Below are 23,580 nucleotides of genomic sequence, written 5' to 3' on the forward strand. Positions count from 1 at the left end.
TGCGGGCAGGCGACGCAAGAAGCCTGTCATCTGCCTGTCTGAAGGTAACCGACAGTCAAAAGGCGCTGAAATGACGCTGTTTTTCGGACAACGCCGGGCCGTGCGGGAGTCGTCTGCGGTACGGGCTCTCGCGGCGGGTTCGGTGGGCAACTTCGTCGAGTGGTACGAGTTCGGTGTCTACGGCTGTTTCGCGACCGTCATCGCGGCGCGGTTCTTCACCCCGGAGGGCGGCAACGAGGTCGAGGCGCTGGTCAGCACGTATGCGTCGTTCGCGCTGGCGTTCTTCTTCCGGCCGGTCGGGGCTGCCCTGTTCGGGGCGGCTGGGTGACCGGATCGGGCGGCCGCCGGTGCTGATCGCGGTGATCGTGCTGATGACGGTCGCGACGGCGCTGATCGGCGCGCTGCCGACGTATGCGGTCGTCGGGGGGCTCGCTCCGTGGCCGCTGACGTTGCTGAGGGTGCTTCAGGGGCTGTCCGCGGGTGGCGAGTTCGGTGGGGCGGTGGCGGTGATGACGGAGTTCGCGCCGCTGGGGCGGCGTGGGCTGTAGGGGTCGTGGCAGTCGTTCACGGTGGCGCTGGGGCTGTTGGGCGGTGCGGGGGTGGCGGCACTGTGGCTGAGGCTGCGGCTGGCGGAGACGCCGGCGTTCCGGCGGGAGACCGCGGCCGTGAGTCCTCCTCCGCGCGAGGTCGCCGGGGCCATCGCGCCGGGCGCGGCGAGGGTCATGGGCTGGGCGGCGGCCGGGTACACCGCCCTGGTCGTGCTGCCGACGTATCTGCAGAGCACGCTGGGTGCCACCGAGGTGATCGCCTCGGGCGGCGGGGTCCGCAACCCGGTGCTCATGCGGATGTTGGGGCAGCGGTTGCCTGGGATTCCGGTGCGCGCCTCCGAGGAGCTGGGGCCGGCCTCGGACGCGAAGGAGGCCTACGCGTTCGCGGTGCTCGGGTTTCTGACCGCGCACGGTCTGGCCGGCAGCGAGCCCGCGAGCACCGGGGCACGGCATGCGAGCGTGCTGGGTTCGATCACGCCCGGCCGGGACGGCCTGCGGCTGCCGCCGCCGGGCGCGCGGGCGCCGAAACGGCTGGTGGTGGCCTGACGCCGGAATCCTCTCATCGCGCTTTCACCGAGGCCTCATACGGTGGGGACATGACGCAGGTGACTCCTCCCGGGTGGTATCCCGACCCCGGGCAGACAAGTGAGGCTCCCGCCACCGAGCGCTGGTGGGACGGCAAGGCATGGACGGACCGGACGCGCCCCGCGGGGTCGGCCGCCGTATGGGGTCCCCCGGCTCGGACGCCGACGTCCGGGCCGGATCCGGCGAGCACGGTCCCTCCGGAGGCCCCGGCCTATGCGGCATACCCCGACCATCCGGCCTATCCCGTCCAGCCCCCGGCCGCTTCGCGGAGCGGGCTGCGCACCGGCATCGCCGTCGGGGCGGCCGTGGTCGTCCTCGCGTGCATCGGTGTGGGTGTGTATGCGCTGGCCGGCAACGACGGTTCGGGCGGCAACGTCAACACGCAGCAGGGTCCGGGCGGCGGTCAGGGCGGTCCGGGCGGCGGGTCCGGTGGTTCCGGCGGTTCGGGCGGGAACCAGTCGCCCGGCCCCGGCCAGTCCGATGCTCCGAAGATCAAGAGCGGTTCGGTGTCCGATCCGATCAGCGGGATCAGCCTGCCCATCCCTGCCGACTGGTACGGCCAGCAGCTCCCGGCGGGTGCTTCGATCACGTCGAACGACTCCTACAAGTGCCCCGGGGACACCTCGCAGACCTGCACCAAGGGCGGCGCGTTCTCGGCGCCGGCCGCGCTCCTCAAGACCGCCGGCAGCACGGCCGAGGAGGTCGCGAAGGCCGACATCGGGGCCAACGCCGAGCAGTCCTACGGCGGCAAGACCTACGGCTCGATCACCTCGCACAAGGTGCTGGACTCCAGGGCGGTCACCGTGGCCGGACAGAAGGGCTACCTGGTCCGCTGGCAGGCCATCACCAGCAAGGGCTCCGACGGCTATGTCGAGTCGCTCGCCTTCCCCTCCCCCGCGAACCCGTCGCAGATCGTCGTGGTCCGCTTCGGCGTGGACGTCGCCGAGAAGCAGTCGGTCATCGACGACATCACCAAGGGCATCAAGGTGTCGACCGGCGGCGGCGACGGCCAGACGGTGTGAACCGCCCCGGACAGCGTTCGGCCGGGTGGGGCGCCCCTCCGCTCAAGAGGAGCCCCACCCGGCCGGGGGTGCGCGCCGCCCCCGTCCCCACGGTGCGGCGCCGACAGGTCACCGTCCAGTCATCCCATGGACGGCGACCTGATTCTCAGGTCAGACCCAGTGCCGGCAGCACCGCGGCCTCCACGAAGCGAACCAGGTAGTCGGGGTCGGCGTACTCGCCGTCCACCACGGGGCGGGCGCGTACGACGCCGAACATCTGCGCAGGGATGTACTCCAGCGCCGGATGGCCGGCGGCGATCTCACCGCGCTCGACCCCGCACCTGAGCATCTCCTTCAGCGCGGCGATCTCCGGGTCGACGAGCGCCTCCCGCAGCGCCTTGGCGAGGTCGGCGTCCTGGGTGACGGCGTGACCGAGGGCCTGCAGCAGCTTGGTGTCGTTCTGCGACCAGCGGCCCACGGCCCGCGCGGCCTCGCGCAGGTCGTCCGCGAGCGATCCGGTGTCGATCCCCTCGAAGCGGGCCTTGCGGCGGGAGCGCAGGGCGGCCACCACGAACTGGGGCTTGGTCTTCCACTGCCGGTACAGCGTGGACTTGCTGCAGCGCGTACTGGCGGCGACCCCCTCCATGGTGACGGCTTCGTATCCGCATTCGCGGATCTGCTCGAGGACGGCGTCGAAGAACTCCTGTTCACGCTCGCGCGTGATCTTGGAGCGGCGCGAGGCGGCGACCGTCTGCGGTCCGTCCGCGGCCTGCGACGTCATCTGCTCTTCTCCCTCACTCCGAGCGCCGGCTTTATTCGCGCTTTATTCCCGGCTTCCAGTGTGTCGTACCTCAATCGATACGCCAGTGTACCGGAACGCTCCCGTATCGGTACACTGCCGTATCGGAACGCTTTCGTTTCGGTACGCAAGCGTACCGATGAGCTCGGGCTCCGGCCCGGGGCTCACCACGTACCAGCACACGCACCACCGTCAGCGAAGGGGCCGGGGGATGAATGCCCGCACCGAGCCTGCAGAGGGAGAGACCGACGCGATAGCGCGGCCTCCGGTCGTCCGTGAGTTCCTGCTCGTCGCAGGGCTCTTCCTCGTCTACAAGCTCGGCCGCCGGCTGGCGACCGGCCACACCGGCGAAGCACTGCGCAACGCGCACCGCGTGTGGGGCCTGGAACGGACGCTCCAGCTGCCCGGCGAGGGTTCGGTGCAGTCCGTACTGCTGCACAGCGACACCCTGGCGCACCTCGCGAACACCTACTACGCGACCGTCCACTTCCCGGCCACCGTTGCCTTCCTGATCTGGCTCTACCTGCGGCGCCCCGCGCACTACGTGTGGGCCCGCCGGGTCCTGGCCACCCTCACCTCCGCGGCCCTGGTGCTGCCCTTCCTGTTCCCGCTGGCGCCGCCGCGGATGCTGGCCGCCACCGGCCTCGTCGACACGGCGCACGTGTACGGGCCCTCGGTCTACGGCCCGCCGTCCTCGGACCACCTCTCCAACCAGTTCGCGGCGATGCCGTCACTGCACTTCGGCTGGGCCCTGATGGTCGCCATCGGTCTGATCGCGGCGACCCGGTCCCGCTGGCGCTGGCTGTGGCTGCTGCACCCGCTGGTGACGCTGCTGGTCATCGTGGGCACGGCGAACCACTACTGGCTCGACGCGATCGTCGCGACCGCCATGCTCGGTGCCGCGCTGGCACTGATGCGCCCCCAGACCTGGTCCGGGGGGACCCCCATCTCGCTTCGCTCGCCGCACCGCAGGGTCAGCACGGCCGGGCGCGGCAGCGAGGAGCTCCCCGCACCCGTCGCCGACGACCACGTCCTCGCAGGAGCGGGCCGATGACCGCCACACTCGTCGCCGTCGCCCTGTCACTGGTCTCCGCCGTCGCCTATGCGGCCGCCGCGGTGGCCCAGGAGCGGCTCGCCTCCCGCAGCTCCGGCACCGGCATGCTGCGGCTGCTGGGAACGGGCGCCTGGTGGGCGTCGGTCGGGCTCAACGCCGGCGCGGCGGTGCTGCACGTCGTGGCCCTCAAGTACGGTCCTCTCACCGTCGTCCAGCCGCTCGGCGCGCTCACTCTGGTCGCCGCGGTGCCGATGGGGGCACGGGCGGCCGGGCGGCGGGTCAGCGCGACCGAGTGGCGGGGCACCGCGCTGACGCTGGCCGGGCTGGCCGCGCTGCTGGTCACCGCGTCCGGGTCGGCGCCCGAGCAGGTGCTGAGCCTGACCGAGGCACTGGCGGTCGCGGGCGCCACGGCCGCGCTGATCGGGCTGCTGTCGCGGCCGGGAGCCCGGCCGGGCCTGCGGCACGCCACGGCGTCCGGGTTCGCCTCGGGCGTCGCGTCGGCACTCACGCAGACCGTGACGGTCGCCGCGACCGACCGGTCCGGCTCCGCACTGAGCCTCCAGGTCGTCCTGGTGGCGGTACTGGTGGCCGCCTTCGCGGTCGGCGGACTGCTGCTCTCCCAGACGGCCTACCGGGGCGGGCTCGGCGCCCCCCTCGCCATGGTGACGCTCTCCAACCCGGTGGCAGCCTCGCTGATCGGCCTCACCCTGCTCGGCCAGGGCCTGCGCGGCGGCCCGGAGGGCATCCTCCTCGCCCTCGCAGGCGCGGCCCTGGCCTCCCGGGGCGTCGTACTCCTGACCAGGGCAACGCCTGCTCCGGTCACATCGGTCGACGAGGAACACCCGGTGGCCGCGGTCCTGGCCCTGAAGCCGGAAACAGCAACGCCTGAACCGGCGTTGGCACCCCGGCAGTCCGCAGAGCCAGGACACCTGACCCCGCTCTGAGCGACCCGTCCCGCGTGGGCTACCCCAACCCGCGGGAGTCCTGCTTGAGCGCCGTGTCCACAGTCAACGCCGTCGCCACCACAAGACTCAACAACGGCTCAGGCAGCTGGTAGTGAATCTGCAGCACATAGTTGTCCGCAGTCGTGAACATCGTCTTGGCAAGGCCTTCCCAGGTCTTGGTGATCCGGGCAACCTCGTGGTCCGCGTGGTCGACGATCGCGAAGTTCCACGCCCGCCAGTTCTCCGCCTTGATCGCTCCGACCTGCTGACCGTTCGCGTTCATCGCGAAGTTGATCTTCCCGATCATGTTCTGCTGAACGATCTCACCGACGGGCGAGCCGTCCGGACGCGACACCAGCACACGGGACTTGAACACCTTGGCGGGCCGCGTCAGCACCAGCTGCGGCCGGCCGTGGGCGTCCCGGATCTCCAGCCGGTGGGTCATGAACTGGTCGAGACTGGAGACGAAGCGCGCCACCTTCTTCAGCGTGCTCTGCCCGACCTCCGTCACCGAGCCGATCTGGTTGCCGTTCTGATCCATGACCTTGTACTCGTTGGTCAGCTCGATCAGCTTGGCCTTCTGGTTGACCACCAGGACCGGCTCGGTGAACAGGCTGCCGCCGCCGGGGCCACCGGCGGCGACCCCGGCCTGCTGCTGCACCTGACGCTGCACACGCGGGTCCGGCGCGGCGGCCTGCTGCGGCACCTGCTGGGCGGCCTGGGCCTGCGGGCCGCCCTGGTCCGGGCTGGTGTGCTGGGTCCACTGGGCGCCGTCCCAGTAACGGAGCGTCTGGTGCGCTCCGTGCGGATCCGGGTACCAGCCTGCAGGAGTGTTCGAATGCGTGGTCACCGGGGCACACTACCCCGGCCCGACCAACTCCTGGCCAGTACTCGCGAACCGCTGTTCGGCAGCATTTGCCCGGCAGTTCACCCGGTGATGATCGCCGGATCGCTCACTCCCGGCCGCCCGTTCTCCACATGTCCGGCGAACCGTCGCAGGAACTTCGCGTCGGCCTCGGACGTGACGGTGAGGTCGTACCAGCGCAGGCTCGCGGCGAGGTCGACGGTGTGCTTCACCGTGGCTCCGGGCCGCACCGTGATGGTCCGGGGCTTGCAGCCGTATCCACCGGTCAGCTTCAGACGGACCGCGCCGGAGCCCTTGTTGGTGAAGGTCAGCTCGATGTCGTCGCCGCGGTGGCGGGCGGTGACCTCGGGCCCCGCCACCTTGTTCGGTCCCTTGAAGACGCGCAGGAAGCCGTTCGGGCCGTGCACGGCCAGGTCGTACGAGCCGTTCGAGTACGCCGAGTTCCAGGCGTCCGAGACGGTCTTGCCGGCCTCGGTGGTGTAGCTCCAGGGCCCGTCGGTGCGGTTGCCGGAGGTCACCAGGAAGGCGGCGCCCGCCTTGGCGCCCGAGGCGAAGGTCAGCGTGAACTTCCCGGAGGCCGTGTCCGCCGAACCATCCACGTGCGGGGCGTACTTGAGGGGACGCGCCGGGCGCAGGCCGCGCTCCTGCCTGGGCAGGACAGGGTTGGCGGGCGGGGTCGGCACATAGTCGGGGTGACGGTTGTGGTCCGGCGGCCGGTAGCCGTCGGTGCCCGGCAGGGCGACCGGCTTGGTGTCGGTGCGGGAGAAGTCGAACGCGGAGGTCAGGTCGCCGCAGATCGCCCGCCGCCAGGGCGAGACGTTCGGTTCGTGGACACCGAAGCGACGCTCCATGAACCGGATGATCGAGGTGTGGTCCATCGTCTCGGAGCAGACGTAACCGCCCTTGCTCCAGGGTGAGACGACGATCATCGGCACCCGCTGGCCGAGCCCGTAGGGACCGGCGGGGTGGCTGCTGTTGCCCTTGAAGAGGTCCGGGCCGACGTCGACCGTCGACTTGCCCTGTGCCGCGGAGCCCGGGGCGAACGGCGGGACGAGGTGGTCGAAGAAGCCGTCGTTCTCGTCGTACGTGATGAACAGGGCCGTCTTCGCCCACACCTTCGGGTCGGAGGTGAGCGCGTCGAGGACCTGGGCGACGTACCAGGCGCCGTAGTTGGCCGGCCAGTTGGGGTGCTCGGTGAAGGCCTCGGGAGCGACGATCCAGGAGATCTGCGGCAGCTTGCCGCCCTTCACGTCGGCCTTCAGCTGGTCGAAGAAGCCCTCGCCCTTGCGGGCGTCGGTGCCGGTGCGGGCCTTGTCGTAGAGCGGGCTGCCGGGCTGGGCGGTCTGGTACTGCTTGAAGTAGAGCAGCGAGTTGTCGCCGTAGTTGCCGCGGTAGGCGTCCTGGATCCAGCCCCAGCCGCCGCTCGCGTCGAGGCCGTCGCCGACGTCCTGGTAGATCTTCCAGGAGACGCCGGCCTTCTCCAGGCGCTCGGGGTAGGTGGTCCAGCTGTAGCCGGCCTCGTCGTTGCCGAGGACCGGCCCGCCGCCCTGGCCGTCGTTGCCCGTGTAACCGGTCCACATGTAGTAGCGGTTCGGGTCGGTCGAGCCGATGAACGAGCAGTGGTACGCGTCGCAGACGGTGAAGGAGTCGGCGAGCGCGTAGTGGAACGGGATGTCGTCGCGGGTCAGGTACGCCATCGTCGTGGAGCCCTTGGAGGGGACCCATTTGTCGTACTTTCCCCCGTTGAAGGCGGCATGTCCGTCGTTCCAGCCGTGCGGGAGGTCCTGGATGAAGGCCAGACCCAGGTCGTCGGCGTCCGGGTGGAAGGGGAGGATGTCCTTGCCGCTCGCGTCCGCCTGGTACCAGACCGGCTTCCCGTCCTGCCGGGTCACCACCGGACGCGGGTCGCCGTAGCCGCGGACGCCTCTGAGGGTGCCGAAGTAGTGGTCGAAGGAACGGTTCTCCTGCATCAGGACGACGATGTGCTCGACGTCCTCGATGGATCCCGTGCGGTGGTTCGCGGGCAGCGCGGCGGCGCGCTGGATGCTGTTCGACAGGGCCGTGAAGGCGGTGGTCGCGCCCGCGAGTTGCAGGAATCGGCGCCGATTGACTTCGGGCATGGGTGAGTGCCTCTCATCCTGGTACGGATGGCCGGAACATGACGGACTGCGCGCGGTGCGAGTGTTCCAAGAGCACCAAACGTCAGGGAAGGGTCCGGTGGCGCCCATGTGAAAGTCGTCGGTACGGGAGGTGCGCCGCGGCCCGTGCGCTCAGGGCATCGCATCCGACAGTCGTACGAATGTATGGCCGGAGGCCAGCAGTCGGGGTACTGCGGCGGTGATACCCGCTGCCGTCCCGCCCTCCGGGTGGTTCATGTGGCAGATGACGACGGAGCCTGCGGGCGCGGACCCCACCGTCGCACGGACCTGCTCGGGGCTGAACGTGGCCCCTCCGTCGCCGTTGACCGAGAAGCCGGCGAACCGCTCGCCCAGGGCGGTGACGATCCTGGCCGCGACGTCGTCGCAGTACGCGGTCCCGGAGCGGAAGAAACGCGGCGGGTGCCCCAGCAGACGGGTGAGCTTCGCCCGGTTGCCGGTGATCTCTTCGTAGACCTCGGCGGCGTCGCGGGTGCCGGGGATGCCGTAGGCGGAGCGGCCGGTCACGGAGAGGGGGAGGTGGCGGGTGCCGTGGTTGGCGATCTCGAAGAGCGGCTCGGCGGCCAGTCGGCGGAAGACGGCCGGATTGGCCTCGATCCAGCGGGAGTTGATGAACAGCGTCGCCGGAATCTCCCGCCTGCGCAGGAAGTCGATCAGGACACGGTCGTAGCCGCTGCCGCCCCGGCCGCCGCAAGCGTCGAAGGTCAGCGCTATGCCCCGATGACCGGCGGGGAGCCGGTGCACGACACCGGGCCCGTCGAAGCCCCAGGTGTGCGGCACGGCGTGACCGTAGCGGGCGACGATCTCAGCGCGGGTCGCGGCGGGCAGGCGGCCCGGCCTGGCGCTCACCGAGGGCAAAGGGGCAGCGGAGGAGGGGGCAGAGGCAGCCGTTTGCGCCTTTGCTGCCTCCTTCGGTGCCGTACAACCGGCCAGAGCTCCCCCGGCCAAGGCCGCCAGCACCACACGTCGACTCGTACTCATCCACTCCCACCTGTCCGGACGCACGGCGGCAATGTTAGGCAGCGCTCACTCCCCGCCCCCCGCAAAGCGGACAAGCCTTGCTCAAGAATCCTTTGCTGATGATTTGCGCATCCCCACCGAACCTGGGGCTCCGGAGAGCAAGCCCATGGAGGTTCATGTGCAGTTGGCCCGGACGGCGATCACGGACGGACCACCGCCGAAGTCCCCTCCCCACCGCCGAGTCGGGCCGCCAGGACTCCATCGGCCCGAGGCGAGCTGTCGGCAGCCGGCCGCCGACAAGCGTGGTGCCAACCGCATTCGGCGCTCGGCGGCCACCCCCTGCCATGGACGCTTGCCGGGGCGGCCGGGTTCGCCCGGCGCTCACGGCGTGCCGTGTATGCGGACCTGGTCGTGCTGGGCCGGCCGGACCCTGCGGGAGAGGCCGCCTCATGAGCGCTCTGACACGGGCGCGGATTCAGACGGCGCGCCAGGAGCGGCTGCCGGCCGCACTCTACGGACGCCCCGGACTGCGGTTCGTGGGTGCTTTCGGCGGCGAACCGTTCGCCGAGCGCCGGGCGTCAACCCTGACGTCACGTCACATTACTGGTGCAGAGCGCCTGTTCGTCGTCTCCGGCCTGCGGCCCGGCACAGTACCGGTCCGCTGACGGGCGTCGGTGGTGCGTTTCAGGCGGCGTAACCGGGCACGGACGGCCAGCGGACCGTCAGCACCACCGATTCCTCCTCGGCGAACCAGGAGTGCTCGACTCCGCGCCCCCACACCACATAGTCACCCTGCCGTTCCAGGAGGACGCTGCGGCCGGGGAGTTCGACGCGGAAGCGGCCGCTGACGAGGACCAGGAGAGCGGTCCGCCCCTCGCCCTTCACCCACTCCGCCCGCTCGTCGCCGGGCGGATGGACGCCCCATTTGATCTCCACGTCCGTACTGTGGCGAGGGTCGCCGGCGTCCTTGAAGTGCCCGAGCAGCCAGCCCCGGTCGAGTGCCGCGTCCTCGCCGGCGTTCCCCACGTACACGTTGTCACTCACGTACCCGGACGCTAGCAGCAGGAGGTGCGCGTGGTGGGAGCGGTGGGCGGGGGCGAAGACCGGGCCCGCGTCCATGAGGTCGTGCGGTACGCCGCTGGTGCCGCACGCGAGGCTGACGTCGGCCCGGTTCTGGGGCGCCGCCGGTCCGCTTGGCCCGCTGGATCAGCGGGGCAGCGACTGCTCGTCAGCGGCGGCGCGCGCAATCCGTCATGTGCCGGCCGTCCGCATCAGGATGAGAGGCACTCAACCCATGCCCGCCCGCGGGGCGGCGGCAAGCGCGTGTGGGGCGCTGCGGCTCCATGCAGCCGTCGGGGGCTCGGGGGATCAGGCCGTCAGGGCGTCGATGAGGGCCTTGGTGACCTCCTCGGTGGAGGCGGTGCCGCCGACGTCGCGGGTCAGGATGCCCGCGGCCATATGTGTCCCGGCGCAGGAGGGGAGGCGTTGCACGCGTCGAAAGTCTCCGGGCTTCATCGAGGACAGCGGCGAGAACGCGCGCGGGTACGCGCGGTGGATCGAGGGCGTTGGAGCGGGGGACCTTCGCCGAGCGCGAGCCGTGTCAGTGGATGTGAGGACCGTCCGGTCGGCGTTCCTTGTCGCGTGTCGACTCTCGTTGTCGCCAGGCGCCTAGGGGGTCCCCATGGTGGCGGCGGAAGTCGGCCACGAACGCATAGGGCGAGCTGCGGGCGATCCCCGGTCGCGGTGTTCCGGGCGCTCCGCCGGCCGAGGCGCACTGACGGTCCGAGCGGGCCTCAGCTCTTGACGGCCTCTGCGATCTGCAGGGCGGCCTCGGCGGGCGTGAGGTGGGTGGTGTCGACGACCTCTGCCTCCTTGTGCAGCCATGTGCGGGCCGCCTCGGCGTAGGGCTCGAGGTACTGGAGACGGAACGGGGAGTCGGGTCCGAGAGGGTCGCCTGCGATGCGTCCGCGGAGGGTGGCCTGGTCACTGTGGAGGACGAAGTGCCGTACCGGGATGGCATGGTGGGCGAGACCCGAGCTGATCTCGCGCCAGTACTGCTCGACCAGGACGGTCATCGGGATCACCAGGGTGCCGCCGGTGTAGTCGAGTACGCGGCGGGCGGTCTCCACGACGAGTGGCCGCCACGGCGGCCAGTGCTGGAAGTTGTCCGTCCCGGACCCGGGCAGCGCCGGCGTGATGTCCATGAGTGTCTCGCCGACCTTCTCGGCGTCGAACACCCGTGAGTCCGGGATGAGTTGCTGCACGAGCGGACTGGTCGTCGTCTTGCCTGCGCCGTGGGTGCCGTTGATCCATACGATCATGGGGCCCGATGCTAGCGCCGTGCGGGTCGTGGAACGGCAGGGCCAAGGTGTGCCGGCGCTCCGGCCAGCCTGTTCACGGAACCCCTTCCGCCTGGCAGAAGCCGCCTTGCGCGCGTCCCGCAGCCGTCAGGAGGCTGAGTCCAACCACGGCACGCGGGGCGACGGCGCCCCGCCGACAGGGACGGGAACCCCTATGCCTCACATGACCGCCTTCGCCAGGAACCAGTGGTACGTCGCCGCCTACAGCCACGAGGTCGGGCGCGAGGAGTTGCTCGGCCGGACCATCCTCGGTGAACCGCTCGTGTTCTACCGCACGGAGGAGGACGGGACGCCGGTCGCGCTCGCCGACCGCTGTGTGCACCGCCGTTTCCCGCTGCACGAGAAGCCCAGCCGGCTGGACGGCGACAAGCTGGTGTGCGGCTACCACGGGTTCACGTACGACACGACGGGTACCTGCGTGTACGTGCCCGGACAGAAGCGCGTCCCGCGCACCGCCCGGGTCGCCTCGTACCCGGTGGTCGAGCTGGACTCCCTGGTGTGGGTGTGGATCGGCGACCCGGCCCTCGCCGACGCGCAGACCATCCCCCGGGCCCGGCACCTCGACGCGCCCGGCTGGGTCACCATCCGCGGCATGGAACCCATCGACGCCGACTACGGACTGCTGGTCGACAACCTCCTCGACCTCTCCCACGAGACGTATCTGCACGGCGGTTACATCGGCACCCCCGAGGTCGCCGAGACGCCGATCACCACCGAGGTCGACGAGGGCGCGGGCATCGTGCGGGTGAGCCGGCACATGGACGACGCCGAGTGCCCGCCGTTCTACGCCGACTCCACCGGTATCCAGGGCCGGATCACGCGCTGGCAGGACATCGAGTACCACGCGCCCTGTCTGTATCTGCTGCACAGCCGGATCGCGCCGGTGGGCGTGGTGCCGGAGGCCGACGGCAGCGACCCGAACGGCTTCCACACCGAGATCACCTACGCGATCACGCCGTCCACGGACGGCAAGGTGTACGACTTCTGGGCCGTCTCACGCGACTGGGCGACGGACGACAGCGAGGTCACCGAGTTCCTGCGGAGCAACAACCACACCGTGGTCATGCAGGACGTGGTCGCGCTCAACCTGCTGTACAAGACACTCGGCACGGAGCGGACGGGGTACCAGGAACTCAGCATCAACATCGACACCGGCGGTCTCGCCGCCCGCCGTATCCTCGCCCGCCTGGTCGAGGAGGGCGACAAGCCCGTGGAGAAGGTCCTGTGAGCAGCCCCACCGGCGAGATCTACCGCATCGACTGGCTGCCGGGCACCGACGTCCTGCACGGCACCTGTCACTGCGGTGCCGAGCACAGCGCCCAGGACCCGGTCGAGATGTGGGAGTGGATGCTCGGCCACCCCGAAGGACACGAGCCCGCCGCGCCACGAGGAAACAGCTCATGACCGTGTACGAAGCCGAACTCGTCGTCGAGCGCAGGGAGTTCGCGGCCGACGGAGTGGTCGCCCTGACGCTGCGGCACCCGCTCGGCGAGGATCTGCCGGCCTGGGAGCCGGGCGCCCATGTCGACGTCGTGCTCGGGCCGGAGCTGGAGCGGCAGTACTCGCTGTGCGGGGATCCCGCGGACCGTTCGGTGTGGCGGATCGCCGTGCTGCGGGAGCCGGAGGGGCGCGGTGGGTCCGCCCATGTGCACGAGCAGGTGGGACAGGGCGACAAGGTGCGGGTGCGCGGGCCGCGCAATCACTTCCGGCTGGAGAGCGCGCCGCGTTACCGCTTCGTCGCGGGCGGGATCGGCATCACCCCGATCCTCCCGATGCTGGCCGCCGCGGAGGCCGCGGGCGCCGAGTGGACTCTGCTGTACGGCGGCCGCACCCGCAACTCCATTGCCTTCACTGAGGAGTTGGGGCGTTACGGGGACCGGGTGAGGGTCTGCCCGCAGGACGAGACCGGGCTCCTCGATCTCGGTTCCGTGCTGGACGACCTGCCCGAGGGCACGCTCGTGTACTGCTGTGGTCCCGGGCCGCTGCTGGACGCGGTCGAGGAGCGGTGCCCGGCCGAACGGCTGCGGGTCGAGCGGTTCTCGCCGAAGGCCCAGGAGGCCGGGGAGAACAGCGAGTTCGAGGTCGAGCTGGCGCGGAGCGGCCGTACCGTCAGGGTCGGGCCGGACGTCTCCGTGCTGGATGCCGTCCGTGCGGCCGGAGTGGAGGTGCTGTTCTCCTGCACGGAGGGCACCTGCGGCACCTGCGAGACGGACGTCCTCGACGGCACCCCGGACCACCGGGACTCGGTGCTCACCGCCGAGGAACAGCAGAGCGGGGAGACGATGATGATCTGTGTGTCCCGCTGCCGTGGGAAGAAGCTCGTGCTGGACCTGTGATCCCGGGGCCGGCCCGCTCCTGGCCGACGACGGCGCCCCCTGACGCAGCACATGTCAGGGGGCGCAGCCGCGGTCACGGAGTCGGATACGCCTCCACCTCGCTGAACTGCCCCGCGGGCCAACCGGTGTTGGCGCTGACGGTCAGCCGCAGGTAGCGCAGGCCGGCAGTGGACGGCAGGGACACCGTGGCCGTGTTGCCGGTCGCCGGGTCGAAGCGGTAGCCGGTGGAGCCGACGACGGTCGAGAAGGTCGAACCGTCGGTGCTGCCCAGCACGGTGATGGTCTGGGTGCGGGCGCCCCAGGCGGAGGACGGCGGCAGCTTCAGCACCAGCCGGCGCACGGTCTGCGGGGAGCCGAGGTCGACCGTCCAGGACTGCGGGAAGGCGTTGTTGGTCGACTCCCAGTAGCTGTTCGCGTCGCCGTCGACCGCCTTGCCGGGCGTGTAGACGTCCTGCGAGCCGGTGGCGGTGGCCGGGCGGCCCTTGGCGAGGTTGCGGTTCGGATCGGGGTCGGGGTTGCCCTGGCCGGGCTGCGGCCAGGTCGAGCAGTCGGCCCAGGTGCTGCTCCAGCCGGAGTTGCCGCCGCCGTCGGTGAGGGTGAAGGTGCCGGACCCGGACGGGTAGGGGCAGTTGTAGATGCCCGCCGCCCCCACCCCTGTGGCCTGGACGTCGCTGAACTTCGCCGCGCCCTGTGTCTCCGCCTGGACGACGACCGTGCCGGTGTTCCTCACGGTCGCACCGCTGACGGTGATGTTGCCGGCCGGGTAGCCGTGCCCGCCTCCGGAGACGAACTCGAAGGCGCTGTACGGGCTGTCCGTGACGGTCGTGTCGGTGATGTTCACGGTGGCGTTGACGGCGCTGTCGTAGGAGTCGACGCGCAGCGCGCCCATCGGATGGTTCCAGTTGGGGTTCATGGCGCCGGTGCGCACGAGCGTGTTGCCGTCGACGGTGATGGTGCCGGCCAGCGGGGAGAACGGGTCGAGGAACTTCTGGTTGGAGATCGCGATACCGCTGCCGAGGGCGTTGGTGTCGGCGACCAGGTTGTTCCTCACGGCGATGCCGGTGCCGCCGTAGATCGCGATTCCGTTGGCGAGGTTCGGCTGCGAGATCGTGTTGTTCTCGAAGCTGGAGTCGGTGTCGGCCGAGTACAGCGACCACATGGCGAGGGAGTCGTCGCCCTGGTTGCGCAGGAAGTTGTTGCGGACGCGGACCCCGCGTGCGCTGCCGTTGAGGTTGAGGCCGTCGGCGGTGGTGTCGAGGATGCGGTTGTTCTCGACGACCAGGTTGTCGTTGTCGCCCATCAGCCAGAGGCCGACCTTCAGGTGCTGGATCCACATGCCGGAAACCGAACTGTTCGGTCCCAGCGAGCCGTTGACGAAGTTGTCCGGGTTGGAGTCGATGCGCTCGGTGACCTCGCCGATCACGGCGAAGTCCTTGATGTGCACACCGCCCGACGAACTCGACTGGTCGATGAAACGGGAGGTGTGCACGACTGAGTACCAGCTGCCGGCGCCCTGGAGGGTCACGTTCTGGACGCCGCTCAGCGAGGACGTCAGCCTGTAGTCGCCCGGCGGGATCCACACCACTCCCCCTTGCGCGGCGGAGATCGCGTCCCGGAAGGCCTGGGTGGAGTCGCCGTTGCCGCTGGGGTCGGCGCCCTTGGAGGTGACCGAGACGGATCCGGCGGGCTGGGTGGCAGCCGCGTCCACCTGCTCGAAGTCGGCCACGTCCACGGTGACCTGGGTCCCGGTCGACTGGAAGGCGATCTTGTCACCGGCCTGGACGTTCTGGCCGAGCAGCAGTCGGGCGTTGTCGAAGAAGTGGTGGGTCCGGGCGCCCGGGATCCAGCCGGTGTCGATGTACGAGTACTTGGAGGTGACCGCGAGAGTCTTGGTGATCTTCTGGCCGTTGACATACACGTCGAGCGTGCCGGACTGGCCGTCGGGGACGCTGTAGGAGACGTTCACGGCGTTGGCCGCGCGCGGCACTGTGAACTCGATGCGCTGGCCCGAGGTGAGACGTACGGCCTCACGTCCGGAGGCCTCGGAGGCGAGCGTGCCCTGGGTGTAGTCCGGGCCGATCTTGGTGCCGGTGGTCGTCGCCGCCTCGGCCTCGACCGAGGTGAAGGGCAGGGTGGCGCCGGTGGCCGCGTGTGCGGCGGGGGCCGTGGCGGTGAGCAGACCGGCGGAGAGGGCAACGACCATGGCGGCTGGCATGCCCCTGACAGTCCTGTGCATGTGCTGATCCCTTCGGGGTGGGGGTGCGGGGATAGCGGGGAGGGTGCGGTGCGGCTCAGACGCGCAGCCAGACCGCGGTGTCCTTCGGCAGTCGTCCCTCGGCATCCAAGGGGCCACTGGCGAGGAGGAGTCGGGCGCGGGCGGGAAGGTCGACGGGGGCGTCGGCGATGTTCACCAGGCACCGGGCCCCGGCCCGGGTGAAGGCGAGGACGCCCTCGGGTGCGGGCAGCCAGGTGAGCGGCCCGCCACCGAACACGGGGCGCAGCCCGATGGCCGCGCGGTAGAGGGCGAGCATCGAGCCGGCGTCCGCGTCCTGGCGGTCGACGGCGTACGACGCCCAGCCGGCCGGCTGCGGCAGCCAGGGCTCCGCACGGCTGCCGAACCCCGCATGCGGCGCCCCGGCCGCCCAGGGCAGCGGCACCCGGCAGCCGTCGCGTCCCGGGTCGGTGCCGTTCGACCGGAAGTGCATCGGATCCTGGATGCGGTCGAGCGGGATGTCGGCCTCGGGCAGTCCCAGCTCCTCGCCCTGGTAGAGGTAGACCGCGCCGGGCAGGGCGAGTGACAGCAGGGCGGCCGCGCGGGCGCGCCGGGTGCCGAGGGCGAGGTCGGCCGGGGTACCGAAGGCCTTGGTGGCGAAGTCGAAGCCGGTGTCCGTGCGGCCGTAGCGGGTGACCGTGCGGGTGACGTCGTGGTTGCACAGCACCCAGGTGGCGGGGGCGCCCACGGGTTCGTGCTCGGCGAGGGTCTCGTCGATTGAGGTACGCAGCCTGCGCGCGTCCCAGGGGCAGGTCATGAAGGCGAAGTTGAAGGCCGTGTGGAGTTCGTCGGGGCGCAGATAGCGGGCGAAGCGTTCGGTGTCGGGGAGCCAGACCTCGCCGACGAAGATGCCGTCGTACTCGTCGGCGACGGCGCGCCAGGAGCGGTAGATGTCGTGGAGTTCGTCCCGGTCGACGTACGGGTGCGGGTCGCGGTCCTCGGTGAAGTCCGGCAGGGCGGGGTCCTTGGCGAGGAGGGCGGCCGAGTCGATGCGGACTCCGGCGACGCCCCGCTCGAACCAGAACCGCAGGATGTCCTCGTGCTCCTGGCGGACGGCCGGGTGCGCCCAGTCGAGGTCGGGCTGCTCGGGGGCGAAGAGGTGCAGGTACCAGTCGCCGTCGGGCAGCCGGGTCCAGGCGGGGCCGCCGAACTGGGACGTCCAGTCGTTGGGCGGGAGTTCGCCGCGCTTGCCGCGGCCGGGGCGGAAGTGGAACAGCTCGCGTTCGGGGCCGCCGAGGAGCGCGGCACGGAACCAGGGGTGCTGGTCGGAGACGTGGTTCGGGACGATGTCGACGATCGTGCGGATGCCGAGTTCGCGGGCCTCGGCGATCAGCTTCTCCGCCTCGGCAAGGGTGCCGAAGGCCGGATCGATCGTGCGGTAGTCGGCGACGTCGTAGCCGCCGTCCTTCATCGGTGACAGATACCAGGGGCTGAACCACAGGGCGTCCACGCCGAGTTCGGCGAGATAGGGCAGTCGGGTGCGGACGCCGGCGAGGTCGCCGGTTCCGTCGCCGTCGCCGTCGGCGAAGCTGCGGACGTAGACCTGGTAGATGACGGCGGAGCGCCACCACTCCGTGCGGACATGGCGGGGCTGTCCCACTGTGCTTGCCTTTCTGTCGGAGGGAGGGCGTCAGCCCTTGGTGCTGCCCGCGCTGATACCGGCGATGATGTGCCGCTGGAAGAGCAGGAACAGCGCGACCATCGGGATGCTGGCGATCACCATCGCGGCGATGAGCACGGTCAGCTGGATGTTCTGCGACAGTTGCACGAGTGCCACGCTGATCGGCTGTCTGCCGGTGTCGGAGAAGACCATCAGCGGCCAGAGGAAGTCCTGCCACACGGCGACCAGCGCGAAGATCGACACGACCCCGAGCACCGGCCGCGACATGGGCAGCACGATCGACCACAGGGTGCGCAGCTTTCCGGCGCCGTCGATCTCGGCTGCTTCCAGGACGTCTCGCGGGAGCTGGTCGAAGAACCGTTTGAGCAGGTAGAGGTTGAAGGCGTTGGCGACGGCCGGCAGCCAGATGGCCAAGGGGTCGTTGAGCAGGCTGGTGTGGATCAGGGGGAGGTCGGCGACGGTCAGGTACTTCGGCACGACCAGCGCCTGCGCCGGGACCATCAGGGTGGCGAGGATGCCGCCGAGGATCAGCTTGCCGAAGGCGGGCCTGAGCCTGGACAGGGCGTAGGCGGCGGCCGTGCAGAAGACGAGCTGGAACAGCCAGGCACCGGCCGCCTGGACCACGGTGTTCCACAGGTGCTGCGGCAGCTGCATGAGGTCCCAGGCGTCGGCGTAGCCGCCGAGGCGCCAGTGCTCGGGGACGAGCGCGGGCGGGGTCCGCGCCACCTCGTCCGGCGACTTCATCGCGCCGGTCACCATCCAGTAGACGGGGAACAGGAAGGCGAGCGCGAACAGGACGAGGACGACACCGAACACCGTCCAGTACACGGTCCTCCCCCGTGGGCGAGCCAGCGTCGCCGGGGACACGAGGGTGCGGGTGGCGCTCATGCGTCCTCCTCTCCGGAGCGGGTCAGGCGCAGGTATACGGCGGAGAAGGCGCCGAGCAGCATGAGGAGCATGACGCTGAGCGCGCAGGCGCCGCCGAAGTCGTTGTAGAGGAACGCGTACTTGTAGATCAGGTAGAGGACGGTGACCGTGGCGTTCTCCGGGCCGCCGCCCGTGATCACGAACGGTTCGGTGAAGACCTGCATCGTCGCGATGATCTGCAGGAGCATCAGCATGAGGATGACGAAGCGCGTCTGGGGGACCGTCACGTGCCGGACGCGCTGGAGCAGGTTCGCGCCGTCCAGTTCGGCGGCCTCGTACAGCTCGCCCGGGATGGACTGGAGCGCTGCCAGATAGATCAGGACGGTACCGCCCATGTTGGCCCACGTGGCGACGACGACAAGGGAGAGGAGGGCGGTGTCGGTGCCGTTGGACCAGTTCGAGGTGGGCAGGTGCAGAAAGCGCAGGGTCTCGTTGGCGAGGCCGGCCCCCGGGTCGTAGAACCACTTCCACAGCAGCGCGCTGACCACCGGCGGGATCATCACCGGCAGGTAGACCACGACCCTGAAGAAGGCCTTCCAGTGGCGCAGTTCGTTGAGGACGAGGGCCAGCACGAAGGGGATCGCGAAGCCGAGCAGCAGGGCGAGCAGGGTGAAGGTGAGCGTGTTGCGCCAGGCGGCCGTGAACTCGGGGTCGTGCCAGACGCGGGTGAAGTTGGCGGTGCCGACCCACTCGGGCGGTGAGCCCGGCGTGTACTTCTGGAAGGCGATCACGACGGCACGGATCGCCGGGTACCAGGAGAACAGGGCGAAGCAGAGGAGGCCGCCGAGGAGGAAGGCGTAGGCGCGGGCCTGGTCGACGAGGCGGCGTCGTCCCCGGTCCCCTGCCGGGGACGACGCCTGGACCGGATGGACGGCGGCCGTCCGTACGGGTTGCCGCTCGGCCGTCTTCGTCATGTCGTCAGCCCCGCGCCAGGATGCTGTCGATCTTGCCGGAGGCGTCCTTCAGCAGCTGGTCGATGTCCGCGTCCTTCTTGGTGAGGACGGCGGAGACGGCGGAGTCGAGGACCGAGTAGATCTGCTGGGCGTCGGGCGGCTCGATCTTCAGCTGGAGGCCGTGGTTGCCGTCGAGGAAGGCCCGGTAGTTCTCCACCGGCACATTGGCGTTGGCCTTCTTGGCCTGCTGGTCCCTGGCGTCGGCGGCGCCGGTGAACAGGCGCGGCTCGGGCAGTCCGACCGGGGCGTTCGCCTTCTTGGCGCGGGCGTAGTCGCCGAGGAAGCCCTTGCCGGGGGTCAGGAACATGTGGTCGAGCCACTGCAGGCCGGCGCGGATCTGGGCGGGCGTGTCGTGCTTGTTGAACATGTAGCCGTCGCCGCCGATGAGCGTGCCCTTGCCGCCGGGCATGGGGCCGAGGGCGAGGTCCTTGTAGTTGCCGCCCTTCTCCTTCACCAGGATCGGGATGTTGTCCGGCGCGGAGAGGTACATGCCGAGCTTGCCCGAACCCATCATCTGCTGCACGTCGTTGATGACCAGGAGCTGCTTGCTGCCCATCGAGTCGTCGGCCCACCGCATGTCGTGCAGGTTCTGCAGCACGGCATGCCCCTCGGGGGTGTCGATGGTGGCCTGCTTGCCGTCGGCGCTGACGACGTCGCCGCCCTGGGAGTACAGCTCGGCGGTGAAGTGCCAACCGCCCTGGTTCTGCGCGCTGTAGTCGGCGTATCCGACGGTGCCGTCGCCGAGAGCCGCGATCCTCTTGGCGTCGGCGCGGACCTCGTCCCAGGTGGCCGGCGGCTTGTCGGGGTCGAGGCCGGCCTTCCGGAAGAGCCTGCGGTTGTAGATCAGGCCCATCGAGTAGCCGGTGCGCGGGATGCCGTAGACCTTCCCGTCGACGGTGTAGATGTCGCGCAGCTGCTTCTGGAGGGTGTCGTAGCTCTTCAACTCCTTGAGGTACGGCGTGAGATCGGCCGCCTGGTGGATGTCGACGACGTGCCTGGCGTCGGTGAAGTACGTGTAGAAGACGTCCTCCATCTGCCCGCCGGCGAGCTTGGCGTCGAAGGTCTTCGGATCCTGGCAGGGGAACGCGTCGTGCGCGACGACGTCGATGTCCGGGTGCTGCTTCTCGAAGGCGGCGACGTCCTGCTCGAAGAACCCCCGGTCGACCTTGGCGCTCTGGGGCGGCTCGCAGTTGACGGTGATACGGGTCTTCCCGCTCGCCGACCCGTCGTCGCCCGATCCGCAGGCGGAGGCGGCGAGTGCGAGAGAACAGACGCTGAGCGCGACGAACGTACGGCGGAACCCGGTACTTCTCATCGGTGGACCCCTCGTGGCAGGAGCGGTGGGCGCCGCACACTCAAGCACCGCCGACATCCGTCCGCAAGATGTCGCGCAGAATCTGTAATTATTCGACAGGTGATCGGATCTCAGGGACGAGGGGCTTGCGCGGTCGATCCGCGCACCACCAGCTCCGGCTCGAACAAGAGCTCTTCGGCGGCTACGGAACCGCCGCCGACCTGCGCGTTCAGCAGCTCCACGGCCGCTCGGCCCATCGCCTCGATGGGCTGGCGGACGGTGGTCAGGGGCGGCTCGGTGCAGTTCATCAGCGCCGAGTCGTCATAGCCGACGACCGAGATCCGGCCCGGCACGTCCAGTCCCTTGCGGCGGGCGGCCCGGATGACGCCCAGGGCGAGCGGATCGCTGGCGCAGATGAAGCCGGTGACACCGCGGTCGATCAGGCGGGAGGCGGCCGCGTGACCGCCCTCGATGGAGAACATCGCGCGCGCGACATACTCGTCCGGGAGGTCTCCGAGGGGCTTGGCGGCGACCAGTTTGCGGGCCGACGGAACGTGGTCGTCCGGCCCCAGCACCAGCCCGATCCGCTCGTGCCCGAGGGAGGCCAGATGCCGCCAGGCCTGCTCCACCGCCACCGCGTCGTCGCAGGACACGCCCGGGAAACCGAGGTCGTCGATGGATGCGTTGACCAGCACCACCGGGATGTTGCGCTCGGCGAGCCGGCGGTAGTGGTCGTGCGGGGCGTCGGCCTGGGCGTACAGGCCGCCGGCGAAGACGACGCCGGAGACCTGCTGTTGCAGCAGCAGCTCCACGTAGTCGGCCTCGGAGACGCCGCCCTTGGTCTGCGTGCACAGCACCGGGGTCAGGCCGAGCTGGGCGAGGGCCCCGCCGATCACCTCGGCGAACGCCGGGAAGATGGGGTTCTGCAGCTCGGGCAGGACGAGTCCGACGAGCCGGGCGCGCTCGCCGCGCAGCTGCGTGGGGCGCTCGTAGCCGAGGACGTCCAGGGCACTGAGCACCGCCTGCCGGGTGGACTCCGAGACCCCGGGCTTGCCGTTCAGCACCCGGCTGACCGTGGCCTCGCTGACCCCGACCTTCTTCGCCACCTCAGCAAGTCGTCGCGTCATGCACGCAAGAATAGCGCAAGAATTGCAAGAGGCTTGCGTAACGGCGAAAGCGGGCTCTCAGTGGGCGGCCCAGAGCCCCCGGACGTGCCCGAGGTGCCGGGTCATCACCTCGCGCACGGCCTCGGTGTCGCGTGCGAGCAGTGCATCGAGGAGTTCGAGGTGCTCCTCGGCGGAGGCCTTCAGCCGTCCGGTTTCGACCAGGGCCGTCAGTCCGTACAGCCGTGACCGCTGCCGCAGGTCCCGTACGACTTGCACGAGGTGGTCGTTGCCGGCCAGGGCGAGCAGTGCGAGGTGGAAGTGCAGGTCGGCCTCGACGTAGTCGGTGAGGTTGCCTCGGGTGGCCGAGGTGACGATCTCCATGGCGAGCGGGCGCAGTGCCTTCAGGTCGTCGAGGTCGGCGGTGGTCGCGAGGCCGACCGTCGTCGGGATCTCGATCAGGGACCGGATGTGGGTGTACTCGTCGAGCTGTTTCTCGGAGACCTCGGTGACCCGGAAGCCCTTGTTCGGGACGATCTCGACCATGCCCTCCTTCACCAGCTCGAGCATCGCCTCGCGCACCGGAGTCGCGGAGACACCGAGGCGGGGGGCGAGGGCCGGCGCCGAGTACACCTGGCCGGGGCGCAGTTCACCGGAGATCAGCGCGGCCCGCAGCACGTCCACGACCTTCTCCCGGAAGCTGGGCTTCCTGCCGCCGAGCGAGGGAATGTCAGGGCGGTGCTGCTGGGCCATGGTGATCGTCCTCCTTGGGTCACCGGACACTATCGGGCCGCCTACAACACGAACCCCGCGGGGAACGGGTCCTCCGGGTCGAGCAGGTACTGGGCGGTTCCGGTGATCCAGGCACGCCCGGTGAAGCTGGGCAGGACGGCGGGGCGGCCCGCCACCTCGGTGGTGCCGAGGAGGCGTCCGGTGAAGCGGGTGCCGATGAAGGACTCGTTGACGAACTCGGTGTGCAGGGGGAGTTCCCCGCGCGCGTGCAGCTGCGCCATGCGCGCGCTGGTGCCGGTGCCGCAGGGTGAGCGGTCGAACCAGCCTGGGTGGATCGCCATCGCGTGCCGGGAGTGGCGGGCGTCGGAGCCGGGGGCCAGCAGGTGGACGTGGTGGCAGCCGCGGATGGACGGGTCCTCGGGGTGGACGGGCTCGTCCTCGGCGTTGATGGCGTCCATCAACGCCAGCCCCGCCGCGAGGATGTCGTCCTTGCGGGCGCGGTCGAAGGGGAGGCCGAACTGGTCCAGGGGAAGGATGGCGTAGAAGTTTCCGCCGTATGCCATGTCGTACGTCACCGACCGCCCGTCAGCCAATGTCGCCTTGCGATCGAGCCCCACCGCGAACGACGGCACGTTCCTCAGCGTCACCGCCTTGGCCGCGCCGCCCTCCACCGCCACCTCGGCGACCACGACTCCGGCCGGGGTGTCGAGGCGGATGGTGGTGACCGGTTCGACGACCTCGACCATGCCGGTCTCGACGAGCACGGTCGCGACGCCGATCGTGCCGTGCCCGCACATCGGCAGATAGCCGGACACCTCGATGTAGACGACACCCCAGTCGCAGTCGGCGCGGGCCGGCGGCTGGAGGATCGCGCCGCTCATCGCGGAGTGCCCGCGCGGCTCGTTCATCAGCAACTGCTTGATGTCGTCGCGGTGTTCGCGGAAGTGCAGCCGCCGTTCGTTCATCGTCGCGCCGGGGATGGTCCCGATCCCGCCGGTGATCACGCGGGTGGGCATGCCCTCGGTGTGCGAGTCGACGGCGGGCAGGACGAGTCTGCTGCGCATGGCCTG

21 protein-coding genes and 1 pseudogene are annotated in these 23,580 nt (G+C 70.2%); 7 read left to right on the forward strand and 15 right to left on the reverse strand.

The genetic code is table 11. The features are described 5' to 3' along the window. The first annotated feature begins 70 nt into the window (after positions 1 to 70). Positions 71 to 1,094 (forward strand): annotated as a pseudogene (locus AB0N07_RS22760) (anhydro-N-acetylmuramic acid kinase). Positions 1,095 to 1,144: 50 nt separating this feature from the next. Continuing rightward, positions 1,145 to 2,155 carry a DUF2510 domain-containing protein gene (locus AB0N07_RS22765; protein WP_365837780.1) on the forward strand — a complete coding sequence of 337 codons (1,011 nt, stop codon included), beginning with the start codon at positions 1,145 to 1,147 and terminating at the stop codon, positions 2,153 to 2,155. Positions 2,156 to 2,300: 145 nt separating this feature from the next. Here the strand turns inward: AB0N07_RS22765 and AB0N07_RS22770 are convergent, their stop codons facing one another. Further along, entirely contained in the window at positions 2,301 to 2,915 is a 615-nt protein-coding gene (locus AB0N07_RS22770; RefSeq protein WP_365837782.1) for a TetR/AcrR family transcriptional regulator, read from the reverse strand. 229 nt (positions 2,916 to 3,144) lie between these two features. Here AB0N07_RS22770 and AB0N07_RS22775 point away from each other — a divergent pair, with 229 nt between their 5' ends. Further along, positions 3,145 to 3,987 carry a phosphatase PAP2 family protein gene (locus AB0N07_RS22775; protein WP_365837784.1) on the forward strand — a complete coding sequence of 281 codons (843 nt, stop codon included), beginning with the start codon at positions 3,145 to 3,147 and terminating at the stop codon, positions 3,985 to 3,987. After that, the gene (locus AB0N07_RS22780) at positions 3,984 to 4,931 is read left to right on the forward strand and encodes a hypothetical protein (RefSeq protein WP_365837786.1); all 948 of its coding nucleotides are present in this window, start codon (positions 3,984 to 3,986) and stop codon (positions 4,929 to 4,931) included. The genes AB0N07_RS22775 and AB0N07_RS22780 overlap by 4 nt, the downstream gene beginning before the upstream one ends. A 19-nt stretch (positions 4,932 to 4,950) precedes the next feature. Here the strand turns inward: AB0N07_RS22780 and AB0N07_RS22785 are convergent, their stop codons facing one another. The 6 genes from AB0N07_RS22785 to AB0N07_RS22810 form a co-directional block, all read right to left on the reverse strand. Continuing rightward, a complete protein-coding gene (locus AB0N07_RS22785; protein ID WP_365837788.1) occupies positions 4,951 to 5,781 on the reverse strand; it encodes a phospholipid scramblase-related protein in 831 nt (276 codons plus the stop codon). Positions 5,782 to 5,858: 77 nt separating this feature from the next. Next, positions 5,859 to 7,916 carry a phosphocholine-specific phospholipase C gene (locus tag AB0N07_RS22790; RefSeq protein WP_365837790.1) on the reverse strand — a complete coding sequence of 686 codons (2,058 nt, stop codon included), beginning with the start codon at positions 7,914 to 7,916 and terminating at the stop codon, positions 5,859 to 5,861. Positions 7,917 to 8,066: 150 nt separating this feature from the next. Continuing rightward, the gene (locus AB0N07_RS22795) at positions 8,067 to 8,801 is read right to left on the reverse strand and encodes a polysaccharide deacetylase family protein (protein ID WP_365837792.1); all 735 of its coding nucleotides are present in this window, start codon (positions 8,799 to 8,801) and stop codon (positions 8,067 to 8,069) included. A 795-nt stretch (positions 8,802 to 9,596) separates the two neighbouring features. Next, on the reverse strand, positions 9,597 to 9,956 hold the full coding sequence (locus AB0N07_RS22800) for a signal peptidase I (RefSeq protein WP_365837794.1): 360 nt from the start codon (positions 9,954 to 9,956) through the stop codon (positions 9,597 to 9,599). A gap of 324 nt (positions 9,957 to 10,280) precedes the next feature. Further along, positions 10,281 to 10,403: a hypothetical protein gene (locus tag AB0N07_RS22805; RefSeq protein WP_365837796.1), complete on the reverse strand. Its 123-nt coding sequence runs from the start codon at positions 10,401 to 10,403 to the stop codon at positions 10,281 to 10,283. A 302-nt stretch (positions 10,404 to 10,705) separates the two neighbouring features. Continuing rightward, positions 10,706 to 11,233 (reverse strand): ATP-binding protein, encoded by a 528-nt coding sequence (locus AB0N07_RS22810; protein WP_365837798.1) that lies wholly within the window; start codon positions 11,231 to 11,233, stop codon positions 10,706 to 10,708. Between the two features lie 193 nt (positions 11,234 to 11,426). Here AB0N07_RS22810 and AB0N07_RS22815 point away from each other — a divergent pair, with 193 nt between their 5' ends. From AB0N07_RS22815 to AB0N07_RS22825, 3 genes are read left to right on the forward strand one after another with little or no spacing between them, the layout of a single operon-like run. Continuing rightward, positions 11,427 to 12,500 carry an aromatic ring-hydroxylating dioxygenase subunit alpha gene (locus AB0N07_RS22815; protein WP_365837800.1) on the forward strand — a complete coding sequence of 358 codons (1,074 nt, stop codon included), beginning with the start codon at positions 11,427 to 11,429 and terminating at the stop codon, positions 12,498 to 12,500. Beyond that, on the forward strand, positions 12,497 to 12,676 hold the full coding sequence (locus AB0N07_RS22820; RefSeq protein WP_115910368.1) for a hypothetical protein: 180 nt from the start codon (positions 12,497 to 12,499) through the stop codon (positions 12,674 to 12,676). Before AB0N07_RS22815 ends, AB0N07_RS22820 begins: the two co-directional genes overlap by 4 nt. Then, complete coding sequence (locus tag AB0N07_RS22825) at positions 12,673 to 13,608, forward strand: PDR/VanB family oxidoreductase (RefSeq protein ID WP_365837803.1); 936 nt, start codon at positions 12,673 to 12,675, stop codon at positions 13,606 to 13,608. The genes AB0N07_RS22820 and AB0N07_RS22825 overlap by 4 nt, the downstream gene beginning before the upstream one ends. Before the next feature lie 73 nt (positions 13,609 to 13,681). On the opposite strand, the gene AB0N07_RS22830 is transcribed toward AB0N07_RS22825, so the two are convergent. From AB0N07_RS22830 to AB0N07_RS22865, 8 genes are all read right to left on the reverse strand, one after another. Further along, complete coding sequence (locus tag AB0N07_RS22830) at positions 13,682 to 15,844, reverse strand: discoidin domain-containing protein (RefSeq protein WP_365837805.1); 2,163 nt, start codon at positions 15,842 to 15,844, stop codon at positions 13,682 to 13,684. Positions 15,845 to 15,899: 55 nt separating this feature from the next. Continuing rightward, positions 15,900 to 17,480, reverse strand: coding sequence for a glycoside hydrolase family 13 protein (locus AB0N07_RS22835; RefSeq protein WP_365837807.1), 1,581 nt, complete (start codon positions 17,478 to 17,480; stop codon positions 15,900 to 15,902). A gap of 30 nt (positions 17,481 to 17,510) precedes the next feature. Continuing rightward, on the reverse strand, positions 17,511 to 18,389 hold the full coding sequence (locus tag AB0N07_RS22840; protein ID WP_365837809.1) for a carbohydrate ABC transporter permease: 879 nt from the start codon (positions 18,387 to 18,389) through the stop codon (positions 17,511 to 17,513). Then, positions 18,386 to 19,342 (reverse strand): sugar ABC transporter permease, encoded by a 957-nt coding sequence (locus tag AB0N07_RS22845; protein ID WP_365837811.1) that lies wholly within the window; start codon positions 19,340 to 19,342, stop codon positions 18,386 to 18,388. The genes AB0N07_RS22840 and AB0N07_RS22845 overlap by 4 nt, the downstream gene beginning before the upstream one ends. A gap of 4 nt (positions 19,343 to 19,346) precedes the next feature. After that, a complete protein-coding gene (locus AB0N07_RS22850; RefSeq protein ID WP_365837813.1) occupies positions 19,347 to 20,696 on the reverse strand; it encodes an extracellular solute-binding protein in 1,350 nt (449 codons plus the stop codon). 110 nt (positions 20,697 to 20,806) lie between these two features. Continuing rightward, positions 20,807 to 21,802, reverse strand: a complete 996-nt coding sequence (locus AB0N07_RS22855) for a LacI family DNA-binding transcriptional regulator (protein ID WP_365837815.1) — start codon at positions 21,800 to 21,802, stop codon at positions 20,807 to 20,809. 57 nt (positions 21,803 to 21,859) lie between these two features. Then, a complete protein-coding gene (locus AB0N07_RS22860) occupies positions 21,860 to 22,531 on the reverse strand; it encodes a GntR family transcriptional regulator (protein ID WP_365837817.1) in 672 nt (223 codons plus the stop codon). Positions 22,532 to 22,572: 41 nt separating this feature from the next. Next, positions 22,573 to 23,574: a proline racemase family protein gene (locus tag AB0N07_RS22865; RefSeq protein ID WP_365837819.1), complete on the reverse strand. Its 1,002-nt coding sequence runs from the start codon at positions 23,572 to 23,574 to the stop codon at positions 22,573 to 22,575. Positions 23,575 to 23,580: the final 6 nt, after the last annotated feature.

The sequence above is a fragment of the Streptomyces sp. NPDC051172 genome, assembly GCF_040682555.1.
GTDB lineage: Bacteria > Actinomycetota > Actinomycetes > Streptomycetales > Streptomycetaceae > Streptomyces.

Coding starts and splice junctions, on each gene's coding strand:
- AB0N07_RS22765 (WP_365837780.1), top strand. CDS start 1,145: ATGACGCAGGTGACTCCTCCCGGGTGGTATCCCGACCCCGGGCAGACA.
- AB0N07_RS22770 (WP_365837782.1), bottom strand. CDS start 2,915: ATGACGTCGCAGGCCGCGGACGGACCGCAGACGGTCGCCGCCTCGCGC.
- AB0N07_RS22775 (WP_365837784.1), top strand. CDS start 3,145: ATGAATGCCCGCACCGAGCCTGCAGAGGGAGAGACCGACGCGATAGCG.
- AB0N07_RS22780 (WP_365837786.1), top strand. CDS start 3,984: ATGACCGCCACACTCGTCGCCGTCGCCCTGTCACTGGTCTCCGCCGTC.
- AB0N07_RS22790 (WP_365837790.1), bottom strand. CDS start 7,916: ATGCCCGAAGTCAATCGGCGCCGATTCCTGCAACTCGCGGGCGCGACC.
- AB0N07_RS22810 (WP_365837798.1), bottom strand. CDS start 11,233: ATGATCGTATGGATCAACGGCACCCACGGCGCAGGCAAGACGACGACC.
- AB0N07_RS22815 (WP_365837800.1), top strand. CDS start 11,427: ATGCCTCACATGACCGCCTTCGCCAGGAACCAGTGGTACGTCGCCGCC.
- AB0N07_RS22825 (WP_365837803.1), top strand. CDS start 12,673: ATGACCGTGTACGAAGCCGAACTCGTCGTCGAGCGCAGGGAGTTCGCG.
- AB0N07_RS22830 (WP_365837805.1), bottom strand. CDS start 15,844: ATGCACAGGACTGTCAGGGGCATGCCAGCCGCCATGGTCGTTGCCCTC.
- AB0N07_RS22840 (WP_365837809.1), bottom strand. CDS start 18,389: ATGAGCGCCACCCGCACCCTCGTGTCCCCGGCGACGCTGGCTCGCCCA.
- AB0N07_RS22845 (WP_365837811.1), bottom strand. CDS start 19,342: ATGACGAAGACGGCCGAGCGGCAACCCGTACGGACGGCCGCCGTCCAT.
- AB0N07_RS22850 (WP_365837813.1), bottom strand. CDS start 20,696: ATGAGAAGTACCGGGTTCCGCCGTACGTTCGTCGCGCTCAGCGTCTGT.
- AB0N07_RS22855 (WP_365837815.1), bottom strand. CDS start 21,802: ATGACGCGACGACTTGCTGAGGTGGCGAAGAAGGTCGGGGTCAGCGAG.
- AB0N07_RS22860 (WP_365837817.1), bottom strand. CDS start 22,531: ATGGCCCAGCAGCACCGCCCTGACATTCCCTCGCTCGGCGGCAGGAAG.
- AB0N07_RS22865 (WP_365837819.1), bottom strand. CDS start 23,574: ATGCGCAGCAGACTCGTCCTGCCCGCCGTCGACTCGCACACCGAGGGC.